The following is a 19,047-nucleotide window of genomic DNA, read 5'->3' on the forward strand; positions in this document are numbered from 1 at the left end:
CGGGACACCGGCGTCACTCCTCCTCGGACGGTTCGTCCTCGGGGGGCGGCCCCAGGGGACCGCCGATCGCGGCGATCGGCTTGTCGAGCTTCTCGCCGGAGCCGTCCCTGCGTCCGAGGGCGGCGTTCAGCGTGACCGGCCTGCCGTTCGCGCCCGAGGCGCGCAGCGGTGTGTGCGCCACCCAGGCCTGGAGCAGGACGTCCTCGCCCTTGAGGAAGCGGTGCGAGCGGACGCCGCCGGTCGCGCGGCCCTTGCTGGGGAAGTCGGCGAAGTCGGCCAGCTTGATCGCGCCGGTCTGGGTGCCGGGCAGCGCCGAGGACGCACCCGAGACCGTGATGACCCGCGCCTCCCGGGTGGGGTCGAGCGCCCCGAACCACAGCACCCGGGCGTCCGCGCCGAGCTTGATGCCCGCCACCCCGCCTGCGGCGCGGCCCTGCGGGCGGACGTTGGACGCGGCGAACCGCAGCAGCTGCGCGTCGGTGGTGACGAACACCAGGTGCTGCTCCTCCGACACCAGCTGGACGGCGCCGACGACGCGGTCGCCGTCCTTGAGGCCGATCACCTCGAACTCGTCGCGGTTGGCGGGGAAGTCGGGGACGACCCGTTTGACCACGCCCTGCTCGGTGCCGAGCGCGAGCCCGCCGCCGCTGTCGTCGAGCGCGGCGATGCCGACGACGGTCTCGTCCGGTTCGAGGTCGACGTACTCGGTGACCGGCGCCCCGCCCGCCAGCGACGGAGGTGTCGAGGTCGGCGGCAGCGTCGGCAGGTCGAGGACGTCCACGCGGATCACCCGTCCGAGCGAGGTCACCGCACCGACCTGGGCGCGCGCGGACGCTGGCACCACCGACAGCAGCACGTCGTGGGGCGCGCGCGGGCCGCTGTCGGGCAGCGGGCCGGCGCCGTGCGTGCGCGCCATCAGCCCGGTGGTGGACAGCAGGACCGTGCACGGGTCGTCGGCGACCTCCAGCGGCACGGCGGCCGCCGCCGTGTGCCCGGAGGACTCCAGCAGGACGGTGCGGCGCGGCGTGGCGAACTCGGCCGCGACCTCCCCGAGCTCCTTGGACACGAGGGCCCGCAGCTTCTTCTCCGACTCCAGGATCGCGGTCAGCTTCGCGATCTCCTTGGCGAGCTGGTCCTTCTCCTTCTCCAGCTCCAGCCGGTCGTAGCGGGTGAGGCGGCGCAGCGGCGTGTCGAGGATGTACTGCGCCTGGATCTCCGACAGCTCGAAGATCTGCATGAGCCGCTGCTTGGCCTGGGCGGCGTCGTCGCTCTGCCGGATGACCTGGATGACCTCGTCGATGTTCAGCAGCGCGACGAGGAGGCCGTCGATGAGGTGGAGGCGGTCCTCGCGCTTCTTGCGGCGGTGCATCGACCGGCGCCGCACGACCTCCAGGCGGTGGTCGATGTACACCTGGAGCATCTCGCGGAGCCCGAGCGTGCGGGGCTGCCGGTCGACGAGCGCGACGTTGTTGATCCCGAACGTCTCCTCCATCGGCGTGAGCCGGTAGAGGTCGTTCAGCACGGCCTCGGGGTTGAAGCCGTTCTTGATCTCGATGACGAGCCGGAGGCCGACGTTGCGGTCGGTGAGGTCCTTCAGGTCGGCGATGCCCTGGATCTTCTTGGCGTTGACGAGTTCCTTGATCTTGGCCTTGACGCGTTCCGGGCCGACCGCGTAGGGGAGTTCGCTGACGACGATGCCCTTGCGGCGGGGCGTGACGTTCTCGATCGTCGTGGTGGCGCGGGTGCGGAAGGTGCCCCGGCCGCGCTCGTAGGCGTCGCGGATGCCGTCCAGGCCGACGATCTTGCCGCCGGTGGGCAGGTCGGGGCCGGGGACGAAGCGCATCAGGTCGTCCAGCGAGGCGTCCGGGTGGTCGATCAGGTGCCGGACGGCGGCGATGACCTCGCCGAGGTTGTGCGGCGCCATGTTGGTGGCCATCCCGACCGCGATGCCGGACGCGCCGTTCACCAGCAGGTTCGGGAACGCCGACGGCAGCACCTCGGGCTCGGTCTCCTGGCCGTCGTAGTTCGGCCGGAAGTCGACGGTGTCCTCGTCGATGGAGGCGACCATGAGCATCGCCTCGCGCGACAGCCGCGCCTCGGTGTAGCGCATGGCGGCGGGCATGTCGTCGCCGCCGAGCGAGCCGAAGTTGCCGTGCCCGTCGACGAGCGGCATCCGCATCGCCCAGGGCTGCGCCATCCGCACCATCGCGTCGTAGATGGCGCTGTCACCGTGCGGATGCAGCTTGCCCATGACCTCGCCGACGACGCGGGCGCACTTGACGTGCCCCCGGTCGGGGCGCAGGCCCATCTCGTTCATCGAGTACAGGATCCGCCGCTGGACGGGCTTCAGCCCGTCGCGCGCGTCGGGCAGCGCCCGCTGGTAGATGACGGAGTAGGCGTACTCGAGATAGCTGCCGCGCATCTCCTCGGAGACATCGACGTCGATGATGTTCTCTTCGAAGTCCGGCGGCGGTGGAGGGGCTTGGGATCCGCGTCGTGCCATGCCCCACATTGTGGCCGGTCCCGGGGACATCTTTCGCCCGACCGCCGGGCGCGCCGCCCGATCGGGCGGATCGAGGCCGTTCCGTCACCCGCCGCGGAACTGACAGATTGAGGAGGCAGGGAACGTATCGGGCGGTCCCGACCGGCCGTTCCTCCGGGTCCGGCCGGCCGCCCACGTCACGCCGGAGGTGTCGCTTGAGCCCGCTCGCCGACTTCCAGAACTCGATCTACCTGCGGGGACTCGGGGACGCCCGGCCGGAGCTGCCCACGGACCTGACGCGGTTGGAGGGCCTCGCCGAGGGCGTCCTGTCGGCGCGGGCGTTCGGGTACGTGGCGGGCGCGGCGGGCAGCGAGGCGACCGCGCGCGCCAACCGCGCGGCGTTCGACCGGCGGCGGATCGTCCCGCGAATGCTGCGGGACGTCGCCGAACGGGACCTGTCGGTGGACGTGCTGGGTACCACGATGCCCGCGCCGGTGCTGCTCGCGCCTGTCGGCGTCCAGTCGATCCTCCATCCGGACGGGGAGCTCGCGACGGCGCGGGCGGCGGCCGCCGAGGGGCTGGCGATGGTGCTGAGCACGGCCTCGTCCTACTCGATGGAGGACGTCGCGGAGGCGGCCGGCGACGGCGCGCCCCGCTGGTACCAGCTCTACTGGCCGAAGGACCGCGACCTCGCCGTGAGCTTCCTAAGCCGCGCGAGCGCCGCGGGGTACACCGCCCTCGTCGTCACCCTCGACACGTTCACGCTGGCGTGGCGCCCCCGCGACCTCGACCACGCCTACCTGCCGTTCCTGCGCGGCATCGGCGTCGCGAACTACTTCACCGACCCGGTGTTCCAGCGCGCGGTCGGCGGGCCGGTCACCGCCGCCAACCGGCAGGCCGCGCTGCTGCACTGGGTCGCGAACTTCGGGAACCCGAGCCTGACCTGGGACGATCTGGCCTTCCTGCGAGAACACTGGGACGGCCCGATCGCGCTCAAGGGCATCCAGCACCCGGACGACGCCCGGCGGGCGGTGGACGCGGGCATGGACGGGGTCATCGTCTCCAACCACGGCGGACGGCAGGTGGACGGCGCCATCGCCGCGCTGGACGCGCTGCCCGCCGTCGTGGAGGCGGTCGCCGGGCGTGCGGCCGTGCTGTTCGACAGCGGCGTCCGGACGGGCGCGGACATCGTCAAGGCGCTCGCGCTCGGTGCCCGCGCCGTCCTGATCGGACGCCCCTGCGCCTACGGTCTGGCGCTGGGCGGGCAGGCGGGCGTCCAGCACGTGCTGCGCTGCCTCCAGGCGGAACTCGAACTGACCCTGGCTCTGTCAGGCCTGACCCGCCCGGAGCAGCTCACCCCCGAGATCCTGACGTCAGCGTGACTTCCGGGGCGCCCCTGGCATTCGCTAGCGGCGGGCCAGGACGAGGGCGCCGCGTTTGGTCACCGGGAGCGGTGTGCGTATCCGCCGCGCCGCCTCGGTGGCCTCCGCGCGGGGCACCTGCCGGGCGATCAGGTAGTCGCGGACGGCGTCCCGGTCGGGCAGGGTGATCAGCGGCGCGTCCCAGCGCTCCACCTCCACCTCGCCGAACACCTCGCAGACCCGCGCGGGCGCGTCCTCGGCGTCGAACGGGGTCGGGGCGGGCCGCCAGACCGGCGCGAGTTCGGGGCTGTCGGTCCGGCAGACCGCCGTGACGAGCAGCAGCCCGCCCGGGGCGAGGACGCGCCGGGCCTCCCGCAGCACGAGCGCGGGGTCGTCCAGGTGCCAGAGCATGTTCACCGCGACGGCCGCGTCGAAGACGCCGTCGCCGAAGGGCAGGCGCACCGCGTCCGCCCGGACCCGGGGCGAGGGGTGGGCGCGCAGCATGGTCGCGGACGCGTCCACTCCGACCAGCTGGAACGGCGGACGGCCCGGCAGGGCGCCGGCCAGCGCGCCCTCCCCGCAGCCGATGTCCAGGACGCGCGACACCGCCGAGTTCAGCAGCTTCACAGAGATGTGCTCGTGGAGGCTCCGAGCCCCGATCAGGTACTGGCGCGTCACCCGCGTCGCGAGGCGGAAGCGCTCCGGGTCGGCGTCGTAGTCGCGCGTTACGGCCATGTGTGGAGTCTGCCCAGCGAGCGGCCGGGAAAGCGTGGCCCGGCCCACGCCGCTACGGGCGCGACACGGGCGCGCACCGAATGTAGAACGCTCCAGTAAGAGACCGTCAGAGATCGGCGTGATCGGCCGCGGGGCGTCCCGGGACGGACGGGCGGTCGAGGTCCAGCTGGTCCAGCACCGCGCCGTCGGCGGCGAGCGCCTCGACGATGGGTCCGCGGCGCGCCGACCACACGACGACGATGTGCCCGTGGCCGGGGACGTCCAGCACCCGCTTGCCGACGCGGACCGCCGCGACCTCGGCCGAGGCGCGCAGCCGCGCCTCGTTCACCCACTTCGCGCCCCACGGCAGCAGCCGGCCCGCGTTGCGGACGGTCCGTCCCGAGCCGTACTTGTGCAGGTGCCGCCCCAGCTCCCCGGACGAGCGGCGGGTGAGGGGCTGGTCGGGCGCCGACCCGCCGGCGCCGCCGAGCTCCATCCACTCGCCGTCCCTGCGGTGGAACGTCCACCCCTCGATGAACGCTCCCGTGTCGGCCGCGCCGTCCCCCCGCTGGTGCAGGAAGGTGACGGCGGCGACGTCGCCGTCCTTGTCGAGGCCGAGCGGCAGGAAGTCCCGACCCTCGTCGAAGACGTCGGGTGCGGGATCGGGCAGGCCGTCCCGCAGGAGCCGCAGGCACTCCTCGTGCACCTCGTGGTCGTTCATGTCCGGGACCTCTGATCGTGCAGGCAGGGCGAGGGGCCCTCCCGCAAGAGGGCCCCGCTGTGGGACTCACTCTAGAGGTCCGGCTCGTCTGGTTTCACCCGTCTGGAGTACTCCCGTTGATGCTTTGCCATCCGGGCTTAACCTGCGGGTCGGCGTGCCGGTCATGTCCGGCGGCGGCGCCACGCGAGGGGACCTGCGGAAGCGCGCGGGCCGCGAGCATCCCGCACAGGATCGCTAGCGGAATCTCGATTCCGGCGGCGAGCGCGACCGCCAGAGCCCGGTCGGCACCGGACGAAGCGGTCATCACGTCGAACCACGCGTCGGCCACGAGCAGCGCGCCGGTCGCGGCGGCCACCGGACCGTGCCGGGGGTCACGCCGGGTGAGCAGGACGCCGGTGCCGAGCAGCCCGGCCGCCAGCATCAGGTCGAGCCCGACCCACGCCGTCGACCAGTGCGACACCTGCGTGGTGGACGGGAGGCGCCTGGCCAGCGCCCACATCCACGGCACCAGCGCCGCGCCGCCGCCGATCATGGCCCACCCGAGCCGCCGCCCGCCCCGCTCCAGCGGAACGGGACGCGGCGCAGGTCCGGGCACGGAACGTGATCCGGGTACGGAACGCGACCGGGCGGGCGGGCCGTAGATCGACGAACGGCGGGCCCTCAGCGGCGACGTCTCAACGACCATGACGATGTGCTCCCTGCGGTGACGGGTGGCGGCGCCCGGTTCCCCGGCGCCTCCTCAACCCTGGCCGAGGCGCCGGTCACCTTCAGTAGCGCCGATATCCGTTCAGGGGTGGCACTAGGTTCACCCCCCGGGCTGAAACAAGCTGCATGGCGGCGCGCTGAGCACGGCCCATACGGTTGCCCCATGGCATCCATCTCCCTGGCCCGGCACGCCCTCGCGCATGCCCCGTGGTCCAGGACGGCGTGGCGCGACACCGTGTTCGTCGCCTCCGGGGTGCCGTTGCAGTGCGCCGGCTGGACGATCGTCAGCGTGCTCTGGACGGTCTGGACGCCGATCGACCTCACGCCGGTCCTCGTCCTCTCGTTCGCGACGGTCGCGCTGGTGCTGCTGGCCGCGCGGCCCCTGACCGCGTGGCATCGGGAACGGTGCTGGGCGCTGCTCGGCATCGAGATCGCGCCGATGCCCGGCTTCGACGGCGGCCGCCCCTGGGACGCGCTGCGCGACCTCCGCTCACCCGAGCTGTGGCGCGTCCTCCAGTACCACCTGCTCGTGGGGCCGCTGCTGGCATGCGGGGGCTTCGCCGTGGTCGCGGGGTGGGGGACCGGGGTGGTCCTCGGAAGCTACAGCGCCTACGCGTGGGCCCTGCCCGCGACCAGCTCGCCGGAGCTGTCGGACAAGGCGTACGCCAACCAGCTGCTGTGGCTCACCCTGGCCGGTCTCCTGCTGCTGGTGATCACGCCGTGGGCGGCGGCGGGCGTCCGGCGGCTGGACGCGCGCGCCGCCGCCGCGCTGCTCGGCCCCGACCGGGCCCGCGAACTGGAGCGCCGCGTCGAGGACCTCGCCGAGAAGCGCGCCAGCGTCGTGGACGCCGCCGACATCGAGCGCCGCCGCATCGAACGCGACCTGCACGACGGGGCGCAGCAGCGGCTCGTCTCGCTCGCCCTCCACCTGGGGCTGGCCCGCGAGACGCTCGACGACGTCCCCGACCACGCCATGGAGGTGATCATCGAGGCGCACGAGCAGGCCAAGGAGGCGCTCACCGAACTGCGCACGCTCATCCGCGGCCTGCACCCGGCCGTCCTGGAGGACCGCGGTCTGGACGCGGCGCTGTCGGGCATCGCCGCGCGGGTGCCGCTGCCCGTCCGGATGGAGGTCGACGTGGAGCCGCGCGCCTCGTCCACCGTCGAGGCCGTCGCCTACTTCGTCGTCTCCGAGGCGCTCACGAACGTGGTCAAGCACGCCCGCGCCACGTCCGTGGACGTCGAGGTGCTGCGCCGGGGCGACGTGCTGCGGCTGACGGTCGGCGACGACGGCGTGGGCGGCGCCGACCCGTCCGGCGGGACGGGCCTGACCGGGCTCGCGCGCCGCGTCCGCTCGGTGGACGGTACTTTCCGGATCACCAGCCCCGCCGGGGGCCCGACGACCGTCACCGTGGAGTTGCCGTGCGCATTGTGATCGCCGAGGACTCGGTCCTGCTGCGGGCCGGGCTGATCAAGCTGCTGGAGACCTCGGGGTTCGAGGTGGCGGCGGCGGTCGGCGAGGCCGAGGGGCTGCTCGCGGCGGTCCGCGAGCACCGTCCGGACGCGGCGATCGTGGACGTGCGGATGCCGCCCGGCTTCACCGACGAGGGCGTCCGCGCCGCGCTGGTGATGCGGCGGGAGACGCCGGAGGTCGCGGTGCTGCTGCTGTCGCAGTACGTCGAGGAGCGCTACGCCGCCGACCTGCTCTCGACCAGCACCAGCGGCATCGGGTACCTGCTCAAGGACCGCGTCGCCGACGTCTCGGTCTTCCTGGACGCGCTGCGCCGGGTCGCCGCCGGCGGCACCGCGCTCGACCCCGAGGTCGTCTCCCAACTCCTCCTGCGCCGCCACCGCGACCCCCTCGACCGGCTCACCACGCGCGAGAAGGAGGTGCTGGCGGTGATGGCGGAGGGGCGCTCCAACGCGGGCATCGCCGGGGCGCTGGTCGTGAGCGAGAGCGCGGTCGCCAAGCACATCAACAGCATCTTCGCCAAGCTCGACCTCCCGCACGCCGAGGGCGACCACCGCCGCGTGCTGGCCGTCCTGCGGTTCCTGGAGGGGGAGACATGACCGTGGACGCCGGGACGGACACGGTCCCCGGGGCACCCGCCCGTCCGCGCAGGCGCGGCGTGTGGATCTTCCTGGCGATCGCGACGGCGGTCGTCCTGGTCGCGCCGATCGGGTTCCGGGTCGGGGTGCTCGCCTTCCGGCAGACCTCCACGGAGACGACCCCGTACCGGCATGCGATCAAGGACGTCCGGCTCGACATGGGCGACGCGCGGGTCACGGTCAGCGCCGGTCCCGAGGGCGAGGGCACGGTCTACAAGAAGCTGACGTGGGCGCCGACCAAGCCGACCGTGCACGAGTCGCTGAAGAACGGCGTGCTCTACATCACGTTCCGCTGCAACAGCACCGTGAGGATCTACGGGGGCCTCGAATGCGGCGGCGACATCGACGTGCGGGTACCGCGCGGCGTGCGCGTGTCGGCGGTGTCCGAGTCGGGGCAGATCGACGTCCGGGGGCTGACCGGCGACCTCGACCTGCGGACCGGCTCGGGCGAGATCACCGTCGCCGACGTCCAGGGCCGCCTGCGCCTGAAGGCGAACTCCGGCACGGTCAGGGGGACCGGGCTCACCGCGTCCATGACCCAGGCGCAGGTGGGCTCCGGCGAACTGGACCTGCGCTACACCGAGCCGCCGGACACCGTGGACGCCGCGGTCGGCTCCGGCTCCGCGAAGATCATCGTGCCGCCGGGCTCGCACTACCGCCTGCTCGGCCCCGCCCCGTCCCACCTGGGCCAGGCCATCCTGGACGACCGCTCCACCCAAGTGATCTCCCTACGCGGCGGCTCCGGCCACACCTACCTGGACGACAAAGACGACTAACAAGCCCCATCACCCCACCCGCCCGCTAAGCGTGCCACCGCCCGCGCCCACCGGTACCTGCCGCCGCGCGCGGGCCGGTGGGGGGTGTCGCGAGGGGGGTGATCACGCTGTGTGCGCGCCGGGAATGGCGCCGTGCTTATCTCGCGATTTGCGCCAGTTGTCGCGAGCGGGTTAACTGATGACATGACCGCGATACGCCCATGCCCTCACTACGGACCGCCGACCCGGCGGGCCATGGGGCGTGCGCGCTGCCGTCGAATGTGTGACCGCTGAGGGCCCCCGTCTGAGCCTCGCGCCCCGAAGCGAGCCGTCCCGAGACCCGAGTCGCGCATGATCTTCCAACGCCACCTGCTGAGCCACGCTCCGTACCCGCCCGGCCTGTGTTAGTCCGCGCGAGGCAGTGTCGTTCCCGGCTTGCGCGTCAAATGTGGTCCGCACGCCGTGACCGCCCGCACCTTCATGCTCTCACCGCACGTTCCCACCGCACCCGTTCCTTACCGCACCCGTTCCGGTCCACCGCGCCGTCGCTGCACAGCGGCGCCCGCACGCACGGATGATTCTCTGTGATTCAGATCGAAAAACTTCGCAAGGTCTACCGCGCCAGAGGACGCGAGGTGACCGCCGTCGACGGCGTCGACCTCACCGTCCCCGAGGGCGAGATCTTCGGCGTGCTCGGACGCAGCGGCGCCGGTAAGAGCACGCTGCTGCGCTGCGTCAACCTCCTCGAACGGCCGGACGAGGGGCGCGTCCTCATCGACGGGCGCGACCTGCTCGCGCTCCGGGGCGCCGAACTGCGCCGCGCCCGGCAGGGCATCGGCATGATCCACCAGCACTTCGGCCTGCTCGGCAGCCGGACGGTCGCCGGGAACGTCGCGTTCCCGCTGGAGGTCATGGGCGTCCCGCGGGCCGAGCGGAAACGGCGCGTCGCCGAGCTGCTGGACCTGGTCGGGCTCACCGAGCACGCCCGGGCCCATCCCGCGCGGATCTCCGGCGGGCAGAAGCAGCGCGTCGGCATCGCCCGCGCGCTCGCCGGACGGCCGAAGGTGCTGCTGTCGGACGAGGCGACCTCCGCGCTCGACCCCGAGACCACCGCCTCGATCCTGGAGCTGCTGCGGGACCTGAACCGGCGGCTCGGCCTCACGGTCCTGCTGATCACCCACGAGATGGACGTGGTCAAGCGCATCTGCGACTCGGCCGCCATCATGCGCGACGGCCGGTTCACCGAGTCGGGACCGGTCACCGAGTTGCTCGCGCGCCCGGGGTCGGAGCTCGCGCGGGGACTGTTCCCCCTTCCGCCCGTCACGCCGCGCGCGGGAGCGACGGTGGTCGAGGTCACCTTCGTCGGCGGCGCCACCGACCAGCCGTTCGTGTCGGCGCTGGCCCGCAAGTACTCGCTGGACGTCAACATCCTCGGCGGCGCCGTCGAGACCATCGGCGGCGAACGGGTCGGACGCATGCAACTGGAACTGCCGGGCGACCCGCACGTCAACGCGGCGCAACTGGCCTTCCTCCGTGACGCCGGCCTCACCGTGGAGGTCAAGACCCCCATCACGGAGACCGAGCCGGTCACCGTGCACGGCGGCCCCCGCGCGCCCGGGGACGAGGCTCCCCCCGCCGACGAGAAGACACCGACCGAGGCGACCGAGCCGCCCGCAGCGACTGGGGCAACCGAGGAGACCAAGGCGGCCGGTGCGGCCGGTGCGGCCGGTGCGGCCAGTGCCGCCGGGGCCGCCGGGGCCGCCGGGGCCGCCGGGGCCGCCGGGGCCGCCGGGGCCGCCGGGGCCACCGGGGCCACCGGGGCCACCGGGGCGAGCGGGGCGGCCAAGACGTCCGCCGCCGATGGTGAGGGCGCCGCCGGGGGTGAGGCCAGCGTGGATGGCGATGCCCGGGTTGACGGTGATGCGCGCGTTGACGGCGACGCCCCGGGCGCCGGGGGCGCTGCGGTGACCAGTGAGGAGGAGACGCGATGACCTGGGACGAAGTGACCCCGCTGCTGTGGCCCGCCACGCGGGAGACGCTCTACATGACCGGGGTCGCGACGCTGTTCACGGCGGTGCTCGGGCTGCTGTTCGGCATCCTGCTCGTGATCACCGAGCGGGGCGGGCTGCTGCCCGCGCCGCCCGCCAACGCGGTGCTCGGCGTGGTCGTCAACATCGGGCGGTCGCTGCCGTTCCTGATCCTGATGGTGGCCATCATCCCGTTCACCCGGATCGTCGTCGGCACCAGCATCGGCAACGCGGCGGCGATCGTCCCGCTGACCGTCGGCGCGATCCCGTTCTACGCGCGGCTCGTCGAGATCGCGCTGCGCGAGGTGGACCCCGGCGTCATCGCCGCCGCGCGCGCGATGGGCGCGACCCGGCGGGAGATCGTCGGCAAGGTCATGCTGCGCGAGGCGCGGCCCGGGCTGGTGTCGGGACTGACCGTCACCATTATCGCGCTGATCGGCTACACGGCCATGGCCGGGACGGTCGGCGGCGGCGGCCTCGGCAACCTCGCCGTCACCTACGGCTACGAGCGCTTCGAGACCAAGGTCATGGTCGCGACCGTGGTGCTGCTCATCGTGATCGTCCTGCTCGTCCAGGCGGTGGGCGACCTCGTCGCCCGGCGTCTGACGCACAAATAACACAGATAACGCACGGCCGAATAAGAACCTGCAAGCAACGCACAGAAAGGCACTCCTCGTGCTTCGCAAGCTATCCATCGCACTGGCCTCCGTGAGCCTCCTCGCGGGGCTGACCGCGTGCGGTTCGTCCGAGGCGTCCAACGACGCGGACGCCCCGCTGAAGGTCGCGGTCAACCCCGTGCCCCACGGGGACATCCTGAAGTACGTCAAGGACAATCTGGCGTCCAAGGCGGGGCTGAAGCTCGACATCGTGACCTTCGACGACTACCAGCAGCCCAACACGTCGCTGAAGGAGAAGCAGGTCACGGCCAACTACTTCCAGCACGTGCCGTTCATGCAGGAGTTCGAGAAGAAGTCCGGCACGAAGCTGGCGTTCGTCGCGCCCGTCCACCTCGAGCCGCTCGGCGTCTACTCCAAGAAGGTCAAGAGCCTCCAGGCCGTCCCGCAGGGCGCGACGGTCGCGGTGCCGAACGACCCGGCCAACCAGGGCCGCTCGCTGAAGCTGCTCGCCGACAACGGCGTGCTCACGCTGAAGCCGGGCGCGGGCACGAGCGCGACCGAGAAGGACATCGCGAGCAACCCCAAGGGCCTGAAGTTCAAGCCGCTGAAGGCCGCGCAGCTTCCCCGCTCGCTGGACGACGTGGACCTGTCGGTCATCAACGGCAACTACGCCCTTGAGGCGAACCTGGCGCCGAACAAGGACGCGCTCGCCGCCGAGAAGGCCGAGGGCAACCCCTACGCCAACGGCATCGTCACCCTTCCGGAGAACAAGGACGACCCGCGCGTGAAGAAGCTGGTCGACCTGCTCCGCGGGCCCGAGGTGAAGAAGTTCGTCCAGGACAAGTTCAAGGGCTCCGTGCTCATCGCATCGTGACGCCTTGTCGCGGCGAATCGGGCGACCCCTGGGTGGACGGTGCGACCGTCCGCCCAGGGGTTTCTCGTCCCTTTGTTTAACCGGTCGCAAGCGCGCGCGGGCGCTGCCTAAGCTGACCGGGGGGGCGGCCGGACAAACTGGGGGACACCTGTGACCGATGCCCTGACAAACCCCGGAGACGGGGAAATCGAGTTGGAGACGGCGCGCTCCCTGGCCGCCGGGCTCCAGCGGCTCATCCGCACGGCGGGGGAGCGGATCACCGAGGACAACGCCGCCTCGCCGCTGGTAAGCCGCATCTGCGGGCACGTCGGCGTCCCGTTCCACGACCTGGTGATGGTCGGCCAGGAGTACTGGTCGTGGGAGCACGCGTGCCTGCAACGCGGGATCGACGCCTACCTCGCGTCCCGTACGCCCGATGCCGAGTGGTTCGGGATCGCCGGGACGGAACGCCACTACGACAACCTCAGTGCGATGATCGGCGCGGCGGTCATGCTCGGGACGTACACGCTGGGCCGTCCCGAGTACGGCACGGCCGCCGTCGGCCCCGAGGAGTCCATCGAGGTCGTGGAGCTCGGGCTGGTGCCCACGACGGCGCCGGACGGGTCGCCGGTCGTGCTCGGCGTCCTCACCCGCGAGTCCTACGAGGCGATGTGCGTGCTCAACGTCTTCGCCCGGGACCGGGCCACAGCCGCCGCCGTCCGCGACGAGGTGGACCGGCTCCGCCGCGAGCGGGACGTGATGCGCGGCCAGGTGCTCGGCTTCGGCGCGAGCGAGTACCACGAGAACGCGCTGGTGTCGTTCCTGCCCCGGCCGCATCTGGCCGCGTCCGAGGTCGTCCTGCCGGACGGGCGGCTGGAGGCGATCGAGGCGCACGTGGTCGGGATCGCCGAGCACGCCGAGCAGCTTCTCGCCGCGGGGCAGCACCTCAAGCGCGGGCTGCTGCTGTACGGGCCGCCCGGAACGGGGAAGACCCATACGGTCCGATACTTGATGGGACGGCTCCTCGGGGCGACGGTCATCCAGCTCACCGGTCCCGCCATGCGGTTCCTGGGGCAGGCTGTGGCGTTGGCCCGCAGCCTCCAGCCCGCCGTGGTCATCGTGGAGGACGTGGACCTTGTCGCGGAGGACCGCGACCTCGTCGACGACGGCGCCAACCCCCTGCTGTTCTCGCTCCTGGACGCGATGGACGGCATCTCCGGTGACGCCGACGTCGTGTTCGTCCTCACCACCAACCGGGTGGAGATGCTGGAGCGCGCCCTGGCGGAACGTCCCGGACGCATCGATCTCGCTGTGGAGATCCCCCGTCCGGACATGGAGGGGCGTATCGGCCTCCTGCGCCTGTACGGACGCGAACTCCGGCTCGACGCCGACCTGGCGGAGGTCGCCGCCCGCACCGAGGGGGTGACGGCCTCCTTCATCAAGGAGCTCGTCCGCCGCGCCGTGCTGGTCGCGCTCCGCGAGGGCACCACCCTGGACGCGCCCGAGAGCCTCACCGACGCCCACTTCGGCGCGGCGGTCGACGAGATGTTCGATCCCGCGCAGTCGCTCACCCGGGGCCTGCTGGGCGCCGCGCGCGACCCCGAGGAGCCCGACGAGTTCGACGGCATGTTCCTGGGGGTCGGCGAGGACGGCTGAAGCGCGCGCGTAGTGTCCGCCGGTGCTGATAGGACAGGGACCCAACGATCACGTGAAGGGGACCCATGACCGTAAATCAGCATCTGGACGAATATGCCGGTCTGCCGGTGCACCGGTTCCCGTACCGCGAGGACGGCGTCGAGGAGGTGGCGGACGGCGAGGAGCTCCCCGCGCCCGCCGACGTCGCCTGGTACGTCGGGACGATGTACGAGGAGGAGCCGTTCAACGCGGTGTTCGCGCGGTTCCTGGAGGCGGTCGACACCACGCAGGTCACCGCGCTCGTCATCGGCTACTGGGGCGCGTCCTACGACGAGAACAGCGCCGATCCGGCGGCGCTGCTGACCGAGTCCGCCGCGTCGTTCCCGGCCCTCCGGTCGCTGTTCCTCGGCGACATGACCATGGAGGAGTCGGAGATCTCCTGGATCGAGCACGGCGACATCTCGCCGCTGTTCACGGCCTTCCCCGCGCTGGAGCGGTTCGACATCCGCGGCTCGGAGGGTCTCGTCCTCGCGCCGATCAGGAGCGCGGCGCTCAAGGTGCTGCGGTTCGAGTCGGGCGGGCTTCCGGCGCGGATCGTCCAGGCGGTGGGGGCGAGCGAGCTGCCGAACCTGGAGCACCTCGACCTGTGGCTCGGCGAGGAGAACTACGGCGGCGACGCCACGGTCGCCGACCTCGCGCCGTTCCTCGGCGGCGAGCGGCTGCCCGCGCTGCGCCACCTCGGCCTGGAGGACAGCCAGATCCAGGACGAGATCGCTGCCGCGGTCGCGGGCGCGCCCGTCGTGGCGCGGCTGGAGTCGCTGAGCCTCGCGATGGGCATCCTGACCGACCAGGGCGCCGAGGCGCTGCTGTCCGGCCAGCCGCTCACGCACCTGCGCAAACTCGACCTGCACCACCACTTCCTGTCCGACGCCATGGTCGCGCGCCTGAAGGCCGCGCTCCCGGGGGTCGAGGTCGACCTGAGCGAGCAGGAGAAGCCGAACGACGACTGGCGCTATATCGCGGTGTCGGAATGACCCTCGCCGTGGTCGGCACGCCCGGCGACCGGCGGGCCGCGCTCTACGCGGCGGCGTGCCGGTCGTCCGGGTTCCCCGAGCCGCGCCTCATCCCCTGGACGGACGTGCTGCGGGGCGCCCCCCTCGCCCTCGGGCCGGGAGACGTGCTCCGCGTGGACTCGCCGGGGGAGGACCCGGAGGCGGACGCCCTCCTGCGCGGACCCGGGAATCCGGCGCGCGTGGGCGGAGGCGCCCGCTGGTACCGGACGTTCACGGCGGCGGTGGAGCGGATCGCCGCGTCCGCCGCGCGGGCCGGGGCGCGGCTGCTCGGCGACGCCGGGGAGATCGCGGTCATGTTCGACAAGCGCCGCACGCATGCCCGCCTGCTGGACGCGGGCGTCCCGGTTCCGGCTGCGCTCCCGCCCGTCCGGAGCTATGACGAACTACGGCGGCGCATGGACGAGGCGCGCGTGCGGCGGGTCTTCGTCAAGCCCGCGCACGGATCGTCCGCGTCGGGTGTCGTCGCCATGCAGACCGCCCCTGCCGCGCATGGAGGAACGCGGGTCAAGGCTGTGACCTCCGCCGTGAGGACGCCGTCCGGCCTCGTGAACTCGCTGCGGGTGCAGACCTACGACACGCACGCCGACGTCGCGGCGCTCATCGACGCGCTCGCCCCGGACGGTCTCCACGTGGAGCGGTGGCTGCCCAAGGCCGCGATCGGCGGACGCGTCTTCGACCTGCGCGTGGTCGTCATCGCGGGCGAACCCACTCACGCGGTGGTCCGGACGAGCCGCAACCCGATGACCAACCTGCACCTCGGCGGCGCCAGGGGCGACCTCGGCGCGGTGCGGCGCGCGCTCGGCGAACGCGGTTGGCCGCGGGCGCTGGACGTGTGCGCGCGGGCCGCCGCGTGCTTCCCCGCGAGCCCGATGGTGGGCGTGGACCTGCTCGTCCACACGGGGATGCGGCGGTTCGCGGTGGGCGAGGTCAACGCGTTCGGTGACCTGCTGCCCGGGCTGACCGGCCTGCCGGGCGGCCCCGCCGAAGGGCTCGACACCTACACTGCCCAGGTCAGAGCCATTCTGCCGGAGTACGTCCCCGCATGTACGACATGAACCAGATCATCGGCCGCCACGACGTGCTGCTGGTGACGCTCGACACGCTGCGCTACGACGTGGCCGCCGAACTGGCGGCGTCCGGCGAGACGCCCACGCTCGTGGGGCTCCTGCCGGGCGGACGGTGGGAGCGCCGCCACACGCCGGGCAGCTTCACCTACGCCGCGCACGCCGCCATGCTGGCCGGCTTCCTGCCGACCCCGGCAACGCCGGGTCCGCATCCCCGGCTGTTCGCCGGGGCGTTCCCGGGCAGCGAGACGACCGCCCCCGGGACGTGGACGTTCGACGCCGCTGACCTCCCGTCCGGGCTGGCTGCCGCCGGATACCACACGGTATGCGTGGGCGGTGTCGGGTTCTTCAACAAGCTCACACCGCTCGGCTCGGCGCTGCCGTCGCTGTTCGCCGAGAGCCACTGGGAGCCGGGGTTCGGCGTCACCGACCCGGCGTCCCTGCCCCACCAGATCGACCGCGTCGCCGAGGTGACCTCCCGGCTGCCCGCCACGCGGCGCCTGTTCCTGCTGGTGAACGTCGCGTCGCTGCACCAGCCCAACTGGTTCTACCTGGACCCGGCCGCCGGGGGTTCGCGGGACGACACGCGTGCGAGCCACGCGGCGGCACTGCGGCACGTCGACGCCCATCTGGGCCGCCTGTTCGCCCTCATGCGCCGCCCCTGCTTCGTGATCGTCTGCTCCGATCACGGGACGGCCTACGGGGAGGACGGGCACACCGGGCACCGCATCGGCCACGAGGTCGTCTGGACCGTTCCGTACGGGGAGTTCGTACTGCCGTGATGACCACCGAGACCTACGAGGCGTATGTCTACGCCTACCCGCACAAGACCGCGTATAGGGAACTGCGCCCGCCGCGTCCGTTGCGTGAGGTGTGGGCGGGCGAGAACCTCGACGCGCTCTTCCTCTACATGCACATCCCCTTCTGCGAGATGCGGTGCGGGTTCTGCAACCTCTTCACCCGGACGGGCGCGCCCGAAGAACTGACCAGCGCCTACCTCGGCGCACTCGACCGTCAGGCCACCGCCGTCTTGGACGCGCTGGAGGGGAACGGGACTTTCGCCACGGCGGCCTTCGGGGGAGGGACGCCGACGTATCTGACCGCCTCCGAACTGGAACGCCTCTGCGACATCGCCGAACGTTTCTCCGGGTTCGGCAAGGGCCCGCTGGGAGTGGAGACGTCCCCGAAGACCGCCACGACCGACCGGCTGACCGTCCTCGCCGAACGGGGGACCACGCGCGTCTCCATCGGCGTGCAGACGTTCGTGGACGAGGAGGCGCGCGCGGCCGTCCGTCCGCAGAAGCGGGCCGAGGTGGAGGCCGCGCTCGACCGCATCCGGGCCGTGGGCTTCCCGACGCTGAACATCGACCTGATCTACGGCATCGAGGGGCAGACGCCCGAGACATGGCTGTACTCGCTGAACGCCGCGCTGGCGTGGCGCCCGGAGGAGATCTACCTGTATCCGCTGTACGTCCGCCCGAACACCGGCCTCGCCCTGCTGGACCGGGAGTGGGACGACTGGCGCCTGGCCCTCTACCGCCTCGGCCGCGACCACCTCCTGGCCGAGGGCTACGAGCAGGTGTCGATGCGGATGTTCCGCCTGCCGTCCCCGGACGCGGGCGGAACCGAGTACTGCTGCCAGACGGACGGCATGGTCGGCCTGGGATGCGGCGCCCGCTCCTACACGGCCGCCCTGCACTACTCGTTCGAGTACGCGGTCAAGGCGAAATCGGTACGCGCCATCATCGACGACTACGTGCGCGAGGACGATTTCACCAGCGCGCGCGTGGGATTCGAGTTGGACGAGGACGAACGCCGCCGCCGTCACCTCGTCCAGTCACTTCTGCAAGCGACCGGCCTGGATCGGACCTCCTACCGCGCGCGCTTCGCGACGGACCCGTTCGAGGACTACAACGCCGATCTCACATCGTTCGCCAAGCGAGAATGGATCGAATCGACGCCGGACACCATCAAACTCACCCCGGAAGGGCTCGCCCACTCCGACGCCATAGGCCCGGCGCTGTTCTCGCGTGATGTGCGGGAGCGCATGGCGTCCTACGAAGCACGCTGATGGAACACCTGACGATCCTCTACCGGGGTCCCCTCGCGAGCTGCGACTACGACTGCCCGTACTGCCCGTTCGCCAAGCGCCGCGACACGCCGGAGCAGCTCCGCGCCGACCGCGCGGCGCTCGAGCGCTTCACCGGCTGGGTCTCCGGCCGCGACCACCGCGTGTCGGTCCTGTTCACGCCGTGGGGGGAGGGGCTCGTCCGGTCCTGGTACCGGCGCGCCCTGGTGGAGCTCAGCCACCTCCCGCACGTCGAACGCGTCGCGATCCAGACGAACCTGAGCCACCGCGTGTCGTGGACGTCGGACGCGGACCCCTTGCGGCTCGCGCTCTGGGCCACCTACCACCCCGGCCAGGTGCCCTACGAGCGGTTCCTGGGCAAATGCCGCGAGCTGGCCGACGGAGGCATCCGGTTCAGCGTCGGCATCGTCGGGCACCCCGACCACCTGGACGCCGCCCGCCGCCTCCGCGCCGACCTGCCCACCGGCACCTACCTGTGGGTCAACGCGGAGGAGGGGCGCCGGTACAGCGACGCCGAGGCCGACGCCTGGACCCGCATCGACCCCCTGTTCCCCGTCAGCCGCCGCCCGCACGCCAGCCGCGGCCTACCGTGCCGCACGGGCGAGTCCGTCGTGTCGGTGGACGGGGACGGGACGGTGCGCCGCTGCCACTTCGTCCCGTCCGTCCTGGGCAACCTCTACGACGGCACCTACCTCGACGCGCTCGCCCCGCGTCCCTGCCCGCTGGACACCTGCGACTGCCATATCGGCTACGTGCACCTGGAGCCGCTCGGCCTCTACGACACGTTCGCCGGGGGCATTCTCGAACGCATCCCCGCCCTGCTCCACCTCCCGTGAGGGGGA

Annotated in this window: 16 protein-coding genes and 1 pseudogene; 13 read left to right on the forward strand and 4 right to left on the reverse strand. The window is 72.3% G+C overall.

Translation table 11 applies throughout. The features are described 5' to 3' along the window. Window positions 1-13: 13 nt before the first annotated feature. Complete coding sequence (locus K2F47_RS20290; RefSeq protein WP_242906146.1) at window positions 14-2,503, reverse strand: DNA gyrase/topoisomerase IV subunit A; 2,490 nt, start codon at window positions 2,501-2,503, stop codon at window positions 14-16. 194 nt (window positions 2,504-2,697) lie between these two features. Between K2F47_RS20290 and K2F47_RS20295 the strand changes: the two genes are divergently transcribed. Further along, the gene (locus K2F47_RS20295; protein ID WP_242906148.1) at window positions 2,698-3,864 is read left to right on the forward strand and encodes a lactate 2-monooxygenase; all 1,167 of its coding nucleotides are present in this window, start codon (window positions 2,698-2,700) and stop codon (window positions 3,862-3,864) included. Window positions 3,865-3,888: 24 nt separating this feature from the next. Here the strand turns inward: K2F47_RS20295 and K2F47_RS20300 are convergent, their stop codons facing one another. The 3 genes from K2F47_RS20300 to K2F47_RS20310 form a co-directional block, all read right to left on the reverse strand. Beyond that, window positions 3,889-4,578, reverse strand: a complete 690-nt coding sequence (locus K2F47_RS20300; protein ID WP_242906149.1) for a class I SAM-dependent methyltransferase — start codon at window positions 4,576-4,578, stop codon at window positions 3,889-3,891. Between the two features lie 106 nt (window positions 4,579-4,684). Then, window positions 4,685-5,278 carry a hypothetical protein gene (locus K2F47_RS20305; RefSeq protein WP_242906151.1) on the reverse strand — a complete coding sequence of 198 codons (594 nt, stop codon included), beginning with the start codon at window positions 5,276-5,278 and terminating at the stop codon, window positions 4,685-4,687. A 94-nt stretch (window positions 5,279-5,372) separates the two neighbouring features. After that, window positions 5,373-5,873, reverse strand: coding sequence for a hypothetical protein (locus K2F47_RS20310; protein ID WP_242906153.1), 501 nt, complete (start codon window positions 5,871-5,873; stop codon window positions 5,373-5,375). Between the two features lie 273 nt (window positions 5,874-6,146). On the opposite strand from K2F47_RS20310, the gene K2F47_RS20315 reads away from it, so the two are divergent. The 12 genes and pseudogenes from K2F47_RS20315 to K2F47_RS20370 all read left to right on the forward strand — a co-directional run bounded on the left by K2F47_RS20315 (window position 6,147) and on the right by K2F47_RS20370 (window position 19,041). Continuing rightward, window positions 6,147-7,418 (forward strand): sensor histidine kinase, encoded by a 1,272-nt coding sequence (locus K2F47_RS20315; protein WP_242906155.1) that lies wholly within the window; start codon window positions 6,147-6,149, stop codon window positions 7,416-7,418. Next, the gene (locus tag K2F47_RS20320) at window positions 7,406-8,053 is read left to right on the forward strand and encodes a response regulator transcription factor (protein ID WP_242906156.1); all 648 of its coding nucleotides are present in this window, start codon (window positions 7,406-7,408) and stop codon (window positions 8,051-8,053) included. The genes K2F47_RS20315 and K2F47_RS20320 overlap by 13 nt, the downstream gene beginning before the upstream one ends. Next, window positions 8,050-8,868, forward strand: a complete 819-nt coding sequence (locus K2F47_RS20325; protein WP_242906157.1) for a DUF4097 family beta strand repeat-containing protein — start codon at window positions 8,050-8,052, stop codon at window positions 8,866-8,868. Before K2F47_RS20320 ends, K2F47_RS20325 begins: the two co-directional genes overlap by 4 nt. Window positions 8,869-9,431: 563 nt before the next feature. Further along, a pseudogene (locus tag K2F47_RS20330) lies at window positions 9,432-10,403 on the forward strand (methionine ABC transporter ATP-binding protein); the annotation flags it as partial. A 431-nt stretch (window positions 10,404-10,834) separates the two neighbouring features. After that, the gene (locus K2F47_RS20335) at window positions 10,835-11,491 is read left to right on the forward strand and encodes a methionine ABC transporter permease (RefSeq protein ID WP_242906160.1); all 657 of its coding nucleotides are present in this window, start codon (window positions 10,835-10,837) and stop codon (window positions 11,489-11,491) included. Window positions 11,492-11,582: 91 nt separating this feature from the next. Next, window positions 11,583-12,365, forward strand: a complete 783-nt coding sequence (locus K2F47_RS20340; protein WP_242906162.1) for a MetQ/NlpA family ABC transporter substrate-binding protein — start codon at window positions 11,583-11,585, stop codon at window positions 12,363-12,365. A gap of 192 nt (window positions 12,366-12,557) precedes the next feature. Then, a complete protein-coding gene (locus K2F47_RS20345; RefSeq protein ID WP_242906163.1) occupies window positions 12,558-14,000 on the forward strand; it encodes an AAA family ATPase in 1,443 nt (480 codons plus the stop codon). A gap of 65 nt (window positions 14,001-14,065) precedes the next feature. After that, window positions 14,066-15,013, forward strand: coding sequence for an STM4015 family protein (locus K2F47_RS20350; RefSeq protein ID WP_242906165.1), 948 nt, complete (start codon window positions 14,066-14,068; stop codon window positions 15,011-15,013). Further along, complete coding sequence (locus tag K2F47_RS20355; protein WP_242906167.1) at window positions 15,010-16,107, forward strand: STM4014 family protein; 1,098 nt, start codon at window positions 15,010-15,012, stop codon at window positions 16,105-16,107. Before K2F47_RS20350 ends, K2F47_RS20355 begins: the two co-directional genes overlap by 4 nt. Continuing rightward, a complete protein-coding gene (locus K2F47_RS20360; protein WP_242906168.1) occupies window positions 16,095-16,898 on the forward strand; it encodes an STM4013/SEN3800 family hydrolase in 804 nt (267 codons plus the stop codon). The genes K2F47_RS20355 and K2F47_RS20360 overlap by 13 nt, the downstream gene beginning before the upstream one ends. Continuing rightward, window positions 16,898-18,187 (forward strand): STM4012 family radical SAM protein, encoded by a 1,290-nt coding sequence (locus K2F47_RS20365; RefSeq protein ID WP_242906170.1) that lies wholly within the window; start codon window positions 16,898-16,900, stop codon window positions 18,185-18,187. The genes K2F47_RS20360 and K2F47_RS20365 overlap by 1 nt, the downstream gene beginning before the upstream one ends. Continuing rightward, window positions 18,187-19,041 (forward strand): STM4011 family radical SAM protein, encoded by an 855-nt coding sequence (locus K2F47_RS20370; protein WP_242906172.1) that lies wholly within the window; start codon window positions 18,187-18,189, stop codon window positions 19,039-19,041. The genes K2F47_RS20365 and K2F47_RS20370 overlap by 1 nt, the downstream gene beginning before the upstream one ends. Window positions 19,042-19,047 lie beyond the last annotated feature (6 nt).

This window comes from Actinomadura terrae (assembly GCF_022751215.1).
Taxonomy (GTDB): Bacteria; Actinomycetota; Actinomycetes; order Streptosporangiales; family Streptosporangiaceae; genus Spirillospora; species Spirillospora terrae.